The sequence below is a fragment of the Acidobacteriota bacterium genome, assembly GCA_016208495.1.
Taxonomy (GTDB): Bacteria; Acidobacteriota; Blastocatellia; order Chloracidobacteriales; family Chloracidobacteriaceae; genus JACQXX01.
In genome coordinates, this window is the sequence record JACQXX010000156.1 from 1 (window position 1) to 9698 (window position 9698).

8 protein-coding genes are annotated in these 9698 nt (G+C 48.7%); 7 read left to right on the forward strand and 1 reads right to left on the reverse strand.

Annotation, left to right across the window (positions count from 1 at the left end; all coding sequences use genetic code 11):
* Positions 1 to 295: 295 nt before the first annotated feature.
* The 3 genes from HY774_28425 (at position 296) to HY774_28435 (ending at position 4770) form a co-directional block, all read left to right on the forward strand.
* Positions 296 to 1402: a HAMP domain-containing histidine kinase gene (locus HY774_28425; protein MBI4752435.1), complete on the forward strand. Its 1107-nt coding sequence runs from the start codon at positions 296 to 298 to the stop codon at positions 1400 to 1402.
* Between the two features lie 559 nt (positions 1403 to 1961).
* The gene (locus HY774_28430; GenBank protein ID MBI4752436.1) at positions 1962 to 3098 is read left to right on the forward strand and encodes a VWA domain-containing protein; all 1137 of its coding nucleotides are present in this window, start codon (positions 1962 to 1964) and stop codon (positions 3096 to 3098) included.
* Between the two features lie 124 nt (positions 3099 to 3222).
* Positions 3223 to 4770 carry a hypothetical protein gene (locus HY774_28435; protein MBI4752437.1) on the forward strand — a complete coding sequence of 516 codons (1548 nt, stop codon included), beginning with the start codon at positions 3223 to 3225 and terminating at the stop codon, positions 4768 to 4770.
* Positions 4771 to 4999: 229 nt separating this feature from the next.
* Here HY774_28435 and HY774_28440 read toward each other — a convergent pair whose 3' ends face one another.
* Positions 5000 to 5506 carry an alpha/beta fold hydrolase gene (locus HY774_28440; protein MBI4752438.1) on the reverse strand — a complete coding sequence of 169 codons (507 nt, stop codon included), beginning with the start codon at positions 5504 to 5506 and terminating at the stop codon, positions 5000 to 5002.
* Positions 5507 to 5641: 135 nt separating this feature from the next.
* Between HY774_28440 and HY774_28445 the strand changes: the two genes are divergently transcribed.
* The 4 genes from HY774_28445 to HY774_28460 are packed head-to-tail and all read left to right on the forward strand — an operon-like array spanning position 5642 to position 9489.
* On the forward strand, positions 5642 to 6916 hold the full coding sequence (locus tag HY774_28445; protein MBI4752439.1) for an FAD-dependent oxidoreductase: 1275 nt from the start codon (positions 5642 to 5644) through the stop codon (positions 6914 to 6916).
* Between the two features lie 36 nt (positions 6917 to 6952).
* Positions 6953 to 7807: a DUF1365 domain-containing protein gene (locus tag HY774_28450; protein ID MBI4752440.1), complete on the forward strand. Its 855-nt coding sequence runs from the start codon at positions 6953 to 6955 to the stop codon at positions 7805 to 7807.
* The gene (locus tag HY774_28455) at positions 7804 to 9111 is read left to right on the forward strand and encodes a class I SAM-dependent methyltransferase (GenBank protein MBI4752441.1); all 1308 of its coding nucleotides are present in this window, start codon (positions 7804 to 7806) and stop codon (positions 9109 to 9111) included. Before HY774_28450 ends, HY774_28455 begins: the two co-directional genes overlap by 4 nt.
* 42 nt (positions 9112 to 9153) lie before the next feature.
* Entirely contained in the window at positions 9154 to 9489 is a 336-nt protein-coding gene (locus HY774_28460) for a DUF1475 family protein (GenBank protein ID MBI4752442.1), read from the forward strand.
* The last annotated feature ends 209 nt before the right edge of the window (positions 9490 to 9698 follow it).

Below are 9698 nucleotides of genomic sequence, written 5' to 3' on the forward strand. Positions count from 1 at the left end.
GCGATTGCCCGATTTCAAAATAGACAAGAAGAAATTTTGGCGTTGTGTGGGTTGAAGGAGGCGGCATAAGTTACCTTAGCCTCTTCTTATTACTGAATAATGACGCACTTGTCCTGGAAATATTTATCTGAAAAGCTATAGCTCAGGATGTGGGATGCGCTTTAATTTGGAATGTGAAAGACCAGTTTATTGTGATGGTGAGTTGTCTTTTCTCAACGCGGAATGAAATTGCCTTTTTCCGGAGAAACATCACCATTCTCGGGCGGGCACTCACTCAGGAAAAGTCGTCAGAATTATGAACCACCAAAATTGTCATGACCAGGCCGGAATTATTTTGACGGAAGAGTCCATTCGACTCTTTGATCTTATTCCGTCACCAGTGGCGGTGGTGGGGCTGAACAAAGAGATTGTTTATGCAAATGCTGGTGTTTACCAACTGGCGCAACAGATTCGCCATGGAGAAAGTATTTCGGTTGTGGGCGACATGTTTTCTTCAGAGGTGGGGCAGGCAATTGAGCAGTTTATTGAATCTGGAGTCCAATTGGCGACCGTTTCGCTTTCAACCTCGGTGAGAGCACCGTCGCATTCTCCCAGTCTGCTTCAACTTTCCCGGCACGGCAGCACGTTTCTTCCCCATCAGGTGATATGTCTGGTCTTTCAGGAAATCCAAAACTCAGAGTCTGCGCCTCACCTGCCGGAAGGGTTTCTGGGCGGGTTGATCCAACATCTGCGAAATCCAGTGTTTGCAATGAGTTCAACCCTGGATGCTTTGGTGGCCAGATTTGGAATGACTCAAGATCAGGAACCGTTTCTGGCTGTATTGCGGGCTGAGCAGCGGCGATTAGTCAAGATGATGCAGGAAATTTTAGAATTTGAATCGCCATTGCCAGTTGAATTCTCAGAAATACCGTTTCTGACCACACTTCAGGTTGCGATTGATCATTGCCTGCCAGTTGCCAGCGAGCACACTATTTCCCTCGAACTTGCTGTATCTGATGATCTTCCATCCTTTCAACTGGATTCACAGGCGCTCCAACAAGCCTGGATTTTGCTGATCGAAGGGGCGATTCGGGCGTCGGCACCAACCCAAAAAGTCATTGTCCGTGCTTACCAGGAGAATTTTCAGTCACAACCAGGTGTAACGGTTGAGTTTTTGGATCATGGGGTATTTCTCAAAGATGGCAATCTGGCCCGATTTTGCGAGCCTTTTGTCTCAAAAAGATGCGGCGAATCTGGGCTTGGCTTTGCCATTGTGAAGCACATTGTTGATGCCCATTTTGGGAAACTTGAAGCCGCCAATTTGCCGGGCGGATTCGTCCAAATCAAAGTATGGCTTCCCGTGAAGAGAGAGCCGTCAACACATTTGGGGCTGAAAAAACCAGGGCTTGGGGCTGAGGGCTGAAGACTTCGGGCTGAAGAATTGGTTTTATTTCATCCCTCATCCTTCATCCCTCATCCCTTCTTTTGCTCCGAGCTTGCGAGTCTTTAGCCCTGAGCCCTGGTTTTTTCAGCTCATCTTCTTCAGAATTTCTTCTTTCCAGCTCAATGTAATCAATCCCTACCTCAGCGCATCTTCATCTGTTCAAGCAAAATCGTTTTGGAATGGAATCTTTGTATTAGAAAATAGTCAGGTCGTTCAATCAAAAAGACTTAGTGAACTACTGATGCCAGTTAAGAGTTGAAATTGAGACTTCAAAATCAACAACTTACAAACAGCAGATTGGACGTCTGAAATTTGAGATTTTGATAAGCCCTTTGTTTTCAACGAACGATTTTTTCAACCCTTAATTCGCATTACTGACTACTGACTACAAACTGGTGTCAAACAACCGATTTGCCATACCTGCGAATCAGAGTGATCACATTTCTCAAATCGGTCGTGTTTAGCCTGTCAATCCAATCCAGATAAGAAGTCTGTTCCTGAAACCAGGTTTCAGGATTGGGATCGGTGTCGAAAAAATATGAAATCTGTAAATTTTCAATGGGCCGGAAAAAGTGTTCGCCAGTGGGTCCTGAGCTTTCTGTGTTTGGGGATATGCGCTCCAGGCTGGATTTATCCTGCATTGGCTGGCCAGGACCAGGAACTGATTACCCGCAAACGTGTTATCGGCACTGGACCACAGTCCACTGTCGCCCAAGATCAGGAACCGCAAGGAATTGAAACCACCGCCGGAGGCATCATTACGGTTGAAGCTGAGTCACGCCAACTGACTTTTTCCGTCCTGGACCAACAGAATCGCCTGGTCAAGGGGATTACAGCCCAGGATTTTGAACTCCATGACGGCGGTGAACGCCAGGAAATTGATGTTTTTACGACTGGAAAAGGGTTGCCGGTGATGCTGGCGGTGGTGGTGGATATGAGTGCCAGCCAGGAATCGTTACTGACGGTTGAAAAGCGAGCAGTGGATGTTTTCTTCGATTCATTTTTTCGAGAAGGCCAGGACTACGGCGCCTTGCTGACCTTTCAGGGGACAACCACACTCGTAACTGGTCTGACGAGTAACCTGAAGCACTTGAAATCAGCTCTGGGGCGCATCGAACGCGAGCAACAATTCCGGGATGATGAGCCCGGTGGGATGCCTGAACTTGGTTCCAGTCTCTTTGACGCCATCGAAATCACTTCGCATGAAGTTTTGAATGGTTCCGCTGCTCAATACATTTTGTCACAAACTCGTTCAACAGCTTCCAACCAGCAAACCCAGCGTGCAATTCGGAAAGCCATCTGTGTTTTGACGGATGGTCAGGACACATCAAGCTCAGTGCGACTCAAGGATGTGATTCAACAGGCGCAAGATAGCGGTATTGCGGTGTTTGCTCTGGGGATGGGCGACCGGTTCCGGTTTGGCGAAGTTGATCAGCGGATGTTATCCAGGCTCTGTGAACGAACCGGTGGTATGGCCTTTTTTCCAATCAATGAGCCGGAACTCAAGGGAGCTTTTTCAAAAATAGTTGATGAATTGAGCAGCCAGTACGTCGTGGTCTATCGCCCGGCTGGCGGCACCTCGGATGACAGCGGGTTTCGGGGTTTGAAAGTGACTTTTCCACGCCGGCCCGACTTGAAAGCCATTCATAGTGAAGGCTATGCCCCTGGACAGTGAAAGATCCATGGGCTGAGGGCTGAAGACTCGCAAGCTCGGGGCTGAAGAAACCGGGTTCCAACCCTTGAGCCCGACGTCTTCAGCCCTCAGCCCTCAGCCCGAGGATTATAATGAGGATAAATCAATGAACCAGTTGACACGATTGATCATAGCAGTGGTGATGGTGGCCAGTGGAGCACTCTTCACTGTTTCCAGGGGACAGGTTGCGACAGGCGGGGGTGGTATACCGCAAAGTGATATTACTTTCCAGACCATTGCCATGTCCTACACCAGTGAAACTGAAGTTGAGGTGCCGATGCTTGGGACGATCAAGTTTGCCAATGGTGTGAAAGGCAAGGCTCTGGTCAAACGCAGGGATGGTTTGACTCAGGTAACAGTTGATATTGGTCGTCTGCCGCGGCCTTCACAGGTTGGACCACTGGCGGCAACCTATGTGATCTGGGCCATTACCCCTGAAGGACTGACCGATAATTTGGGTGAATTCCGAAAGCGTTCAAGCGATACGCTGGACGGGTGGCTTGGCTCAAAAGCCACGGTTTCAACCCGTCATCGAACCTTTGCATTGATATTGACCGCCGAACCTCATTATTTGGTCAGTGCTCCGTCACGGCTGGTCGCGGTCGCCAATCAGGTTCCTGTCACAGTGGGGGTGAATTCGATGGATACCACCATCAGTTTTTCAGGAGATGCCGATCTGGAAAACAAGATTGTGCTTCCGTCCCCAACAGCACTCCGCAAGGATCCAAAATATCCGATTGAATTGATTCAGGCTTCGCAAGCGGTTGAAATTGCACGCTATTACGAGGCGGAATCCTATACCCGACGGCTGTTTTCAGAGGCTGAAACCCTCTTGAGTAAGGCTGAAGCCCAATACCAGGCTGGTGAAGTTTCAGAAGCGGTTGAGCTGGCTGATCAATCAATTCGACTGGCGGAACGGACTCGCAAAATTGCCGTGAGTAAAAAGAAAGCTGAGTTATTGCGCCAGCAGTTAAATGATCGCGATACGGTGATTGTCCAGCAGGAAGAACAACTCAAAGATATTGGTTGGCTCAAGGCTGAATTGGAAAAAGAACGTAAATTACGCGCTGAAACTCAAGCCCAGGTCAACGAATACCAGGAAAAATACAATGCCGAACTGGCCAACCATAACCAGACAAAGTCAAATCTGGAAACGGCAACGGCCAATAATCGCCTGATGCAGCAGCAGGTTGAAGCCGCTCAAATCAAACAGCGGGAGCAGGAATTTGATTTGCTCAGAGAACGTGTGTCGCGTGAATTTGAAACCCGGGTGGATAGTCGTGGAACGGTGGTGGTGGTGCCGAGTACCTTTTTTGTGTCAGTTCCAACCCTGTCGCTCAGTGGTGAAGCCGGACACAAACTTGATGTGTTGATTGACTATCTCAATCGAAGTAAACAGTTTGTGAGTATTGAATCACTCTGTGTGAGCCGCCATCAGGATGATCCTCAGTTTGCCAATGCTACCGAACGGGCACGTGTCCTGGTGACTTATTTGACTTCGCGTGGGGTACCAACTGATCGGATACAGGCTTTTGCTCGCGGAACGCTTACGGCTCCGCCGCCACCCAAAAAAGGTCAAAAGAAGCCGGAACTTCCGTTTCGAGTTGAACTGGTGTTTTCCACCGAGTTGCCCGGGCAATCTTCTGGCAACTAGAATATGGTGCCTGGTGTTTGGTTCTTCGAAAGCATTAGGAAACAGTCAAGTAATTCAACCAAGTGAGCTTAGTACAAGTCCCCATAAATAGGGGATGGAATTTCGGTGATTCCGAATTGGCTTTCGCCCATCCGGGCGAAAACCAATGTTTCTGCCAGCGAGTGGTCGAATTTCATCCCCCTTTTATGGGGACTTGTACTTAGCGAACTACTGACTATTGACTACAAACTCATATCAGCACTCGTTCAAGGAAATCAGCAAACCAGGATTCGATCATCGGCAAGGCGCTCATCAACCGGTGGTCACTCTCGACCAGATGCAGCGTGGTGTGGAACTTCCGGGCATAGTCAATCGCGAAATTGACGGGAATGACTTCATCCTGCCAGCCATGAATGATTTCAACCTGACCAGCCTGTGGCGGTGGTTCAAATTCCGGATAAAAAGGAATTTGAATCGCTGGCGCGAGTAAAAAAAGGCCATCTGGGCGAATGGTTCTTGAAGCAACCAACGAAACATAAGCCCCCATGCTTGACCCGACCAGAACCAGCCGGTTGGCGGCTTTTGGGTTGAAGGCAAGCAACCGTCTGACCCGTTCATCGGGGTCATCAACCCCGGCATAGTCGGGGCTTTCCACGGCAAACCCCCTGGCTTTTCCAACCTCAGCCAGCCGTTGGATCTTGCTTCCCCAGGGGCCGCTTTCCTTCCCATGGGCAAAAAAAATGACGTTCTGGTGCATAATTTGGTAATCTCCCACGGAGTTGACTTCTTTCTACTCGAATTTCCTGTTAAAAAATCAGTCCAAGCTTTTTCCATCCCCCCTTACCAACCAGCAACACCAGAAATCTTACCCTGAATCCAGGAAAGGGAAGCTGTGACGACTCTTGCCATCATTGGAACCGGGATTGCCGGCCTTGGGTGCGCTCATTTTCTGCACCAGCGATTTGATTTGACACTTTTTGAACAAAACGACTATGTCGGCGGCCACACAAACACGGTTGAAGCTGACGAGGGTGGGAAACCTATCCCTATCGACACCGGGTTTATGGTGTACAACGAAGTCACCTACCCCAATTTGACCCGACTTTTCCGCGAGTTGCAGGTGGCGGTAAAGCCAACCACGATGTCGTTTAGTGTTCAGCATATCCCGACTGGACTGGAGTTTTGCGGTTCAAGTATCAATCATTTATTTGCCCAACGGCGCAATTTGTTACGGCCCCGGTTTCTGATCATGCTCGCCAAAATTGACCGATTTAATAAAGAAGCGGTTGACGCTCTGAATGAACATCGGTTTCAAAACTATACGGTTCAACAATATATCGAAGAGCGCCAGTATGGCGATGATTTGCTCAACCTCTATCTGATTCCGATGAGTTCGGCTGTCTGGTCAACTCCGCCGGATAAAATGCTGGAATTCCCGGCTGTGACCTTGTTGCGGTTTTTCTACAATCACGGATTTTTGGGACTCTACACCCAGCATCCCTGGCTGACAGTTGATCAGGGGGCCAAATCATATGTCGCCAAAATCACAGCACCATTTCAAAAGAAAATCAGAGTCAATCAGCCTGTGGTTCGGGTGACCCGAACGTCAAATCAGGTCATCGTCCAGACACGGGATGGAGTGACTCAGACCTTTGACAAGGTGATTTTTGCCTGCCACGGCGACCAGGCCCTCCGATTATTAGGCGATCCGACACCAAATGAACAGCGATTGCTCAGCGCATTTTCCTACCAGCCAAATCTGGCCGTTTTACACACGGATGCAAGCTTGATGCCCCGGAGAAAACTGGCCTGGTCGTCGTGGAATTACCGAATTGAGTTCGATGAGCGAGGAAAGGTGTCTCCGACAACCATATATTGGATGAATAGTTTACAGGGAGTCTCCGACAAGCGGAATTATTTTGTTTCAATCAATGGTGAGCATCGAATCAACCCACAGCACATCCTCAAACGGATTGAATATGAACACCCACTTTTTTCCCTCAAGGCTATGAACGCCCAACTCGAACTCCCAAAACTGAACCAGATATCGCCGCTTCAGACCACATATTTTTGCGGAAGTTATTTCAAATATGGGTTTCACGAAGATGCCTTTACCTCAGCCCTTGAACTTTCACGGACAATTACCGGCAAGGCAATCTGGAAGTGATGGTTGGGAAATGAGATGTACCCTGACGAAATGACAATGAACCTGATTCAAACCACCACTTCAATACCAACCGGATTTTCAACCTCGTGTCTGTACGAATGCCGGGTGATGCACGCCCGCCTGCAGCCCAAACCCCACCGGTTTGAATATCGAGTGTTTATGATGTATCTGGATTTGGATGAGATTCCGGTGCTGGCCCGGCACTTATGGAGTTTTAGTCGCGAACGTTTCAACCTGTATGCTTTTCGAGAATCTGACCATTTCATCGGGACAGCGCCAACCTTGAAAGAAAACATCATTGACTTTGCCAGCCAGCATGGGGTGGATGTTTCCGGTGGTCGAGTTACCTTGCTGACCTTGCCACGCATTGCCGGGTATATCTTTAATCCAGTTTCTTTTTACTTCTGTTTTGATCGCCAGGGTGCCCCCGCCTGTGCCATTGCCGAAGTAAATAACACGTTTCATGAAACCAAACCATATTTTGTTCCGAAGATAGGTGCACACAGTGACAATCCACCGCGCTTTCGCTTACTGGCCCCGAAGTATTTCTACGTTTCGCCCTTTTCTGAGCTGGATTTTCAATTTGAGTTCAAGCTGCAACTGCCGGACGACAGTCTGAAAATCTATGTCAATGATTTTAACGGCGAAACCAAAATGCTGGTCAGTTCGCTGATTGGAACGCGGGAACCACTCACTGATGCCCGGTTGATGTGGTTTGCTTTCAAGTATCCCTTATTAACCTTGCAAGTTATTGGTGGTATTCACTATCAGGCACTTTTACTGTATTTGAAAAAGATACCCTTCCATCGCAAATCAGCGAACCCCACGTTGCAGCGCGATGTCATTCACCCCCATCATTCTATTGTTGGAAGGACACACGAGACCCCATGAGTTCGCAGCCGGACCATACCAATTTTTTGGAATCCCCACCTTCTTCGTCGCCAGATTCTTCGACAACAGTGACTTCAGCCGCAACTGAGTCATTTGGATTTTATCAACGCATTGTGATCGGGGTGCTTGAAAGCATGACCCGTGGTTGTTTGAACCTGGAATTTCCTGATGGCACAAACCGCGCGTTTGGTCAGCCTGGGACTGCCAACAGCGCTCGACTTCGGATTCTCAATCCAGTGTTTTTCAAAAAGTGCGTGTTGTATGGCGATATCGGGTTTGGGGAAGCTTATGTTGACGGAGATTGGGATACCGACGATATCACGCGCGTGATTTCGTGGGCCATCAACAACATTGACACCATTCAAGTGATGTCAGGTTCAAAAGGGAAGTCCTGGCTGGTGAATATTTTCGGGTTTTTGAACCGGGTCTATCACCTGATGCGTCCCAACAGCTTGCGGACCAGTCGGCGCAATATCCAGGAGCACTATGATTTGGGGAATGCGTTTTACCAGACCTTTCTTGACTCGACGATGACGTATTCCTGTGCCTATTTTGCGGCGCCCGATCAATCACTTGAAGCCGCGCAACTGGCGAAATATGACGCGCTGTGCCGCAAGCTCAAGCTCAAAGCCACCGACCATGTCCTTGAAATTGGAACTGGATGGGGTGGTTTTAGCCGGTATGCGGCCAAAACCTTTGGTTGTCGGATTACCACGGTGACCATTTCTGAAGAGCAGTTTAAATACGCCAAATCGCTGGTTGAGCGTGAAGGGCTTTCTGACCAGATTGAGATTCGACTCCAGGATTACCGCCACATCGAAGGACAGTTTGACAAGATTGTTTCAATTGAAATGATTGAAGCGGTTGGAGATGCGTTCCTCGAAACCTATTTTCAAAAGTGTCAGGACGTTCTCAAAAAGGATGGATTGCTGGCGTTGCAGATGATTACCTGCCCTGATTCCCGCTATGAATTGCTGCGCAAAGGGGTTGATTGGATTCAAAAACATATCTTTCCCGGATCGTTGCTGGTTTCAGTCGGAAGGGTCAATCAGGCGATCAATCGAACCAGCGATTTGTATCTGCATGACCTGGAGGATATGGGGGTGTTTTATGCCCGGACGCTCCGAATCTGGCGCGAGACCTTTTGTCAAAAACTGGACCAGGTCCGTGCGCTCGGGTTTAACGATGCGTTTATCCGTAAATGGTTGTATTACTTGAGTTATTGCGAAGCCGCTTTTTCCATGCGCAATATCAGTGTGGTGCAGGTGATCTATACCCGGCCCAATAATCCAACGCTCTTTTGACCGACAAAGCGGCGCCAAAGGGGCCGCACTCCAAAGGACATTATGATCTGGACGTTGCGCATTTTCTTTCTCTTTGTGTTGGCCAGCATGCTGGCGGTCACCAGTTGGGCCAGTATGGATACCGCGTTGTGGAAGATTCCGCGCGAGGTGGTTGCCCACCCCTGGTTTATCGCAACGCTGTTTGATACTTACTTTGGATTTTTAACCTTTTATCTGTGGGTGATTTACAAGGAATCATCCTGGCTGGCCCGTATCGTCTGGCTGATTGCCATTTTGCTTCTGGGAAATATTGCGATGGCCGTTTACGCCCTGATTCAGTTGTTTCGCGTGCGACCTGATGCCCGAATTGAAGATGTCCTGCTCAAGGCGCGGTCCTGACAAGGTGACAAAGTGACAAGGTGATAATCTGTAAGGGCGTTGTTGCTTTGAACCGCGCCCTCCTTCGAAAACCCTGAACCCTGAACCCTGTTGAATATCATTAAATCGTATACAGGAAAGTATCATAAATTGTATACACTTTCGGAAACAAAAAAGTGAGCTAAAGTGTCATCCTCTAGTTAAGAAGGAGGAGAAAAACAATGGCTCAC

Excerpts from the sequence above, each read along its gene's own strand:
- HY774_28425 (MBI4752435.1), top strand. The coding sequence starts at position 296 with ATGAACCACCAAAATTGTCATGACCAGGCCGGAATTATTTTGACGGAA.
- HY774_28430 (MBI4752436.1), top strand. The coding sequence starts at position 1,962 with ATGAAATCTGTAAATTTTCAATGGGCCGGAAAAAGTGTTCGCCAGTGG.
- HY774_28435 (MBI4752437.1), top strand. The coding sequence starts at position 3,223 with ATGAACCAGTTGACACGATTGATCATAGCAGTGGTGATGGTGGCCAGT.
- HY774_28440 (MBI4752438.1), bottom strand. The coding sequence starts at position 5,506 with ATGCACCAGAACGTCATTTTTTTTGCCCATGGGAAGGAAAGCGGCCCC.
- HY774_28450 (MBI4752440.1), top strand. The coding sequence starts at position 6,953 with ATGAACCTGATTCAAACCACCACTTCAATACCAACCGGATTTTCAACC.
- HY774_28455 (MBI4752441.1), top strand. The coding sequence starts at position 7,804 with ATGAGTTCGCAGCCGGACCATACCAATTTTTTGGAATCCCCACCTTCT.
- HY774_28460 (MBI4752442.1), top strand. The coding sequence starts at position 9,154 with ATGATCTGGACGTTGCGCATTTTCTTTCTCTTTGTGTTGGCCAGCATG.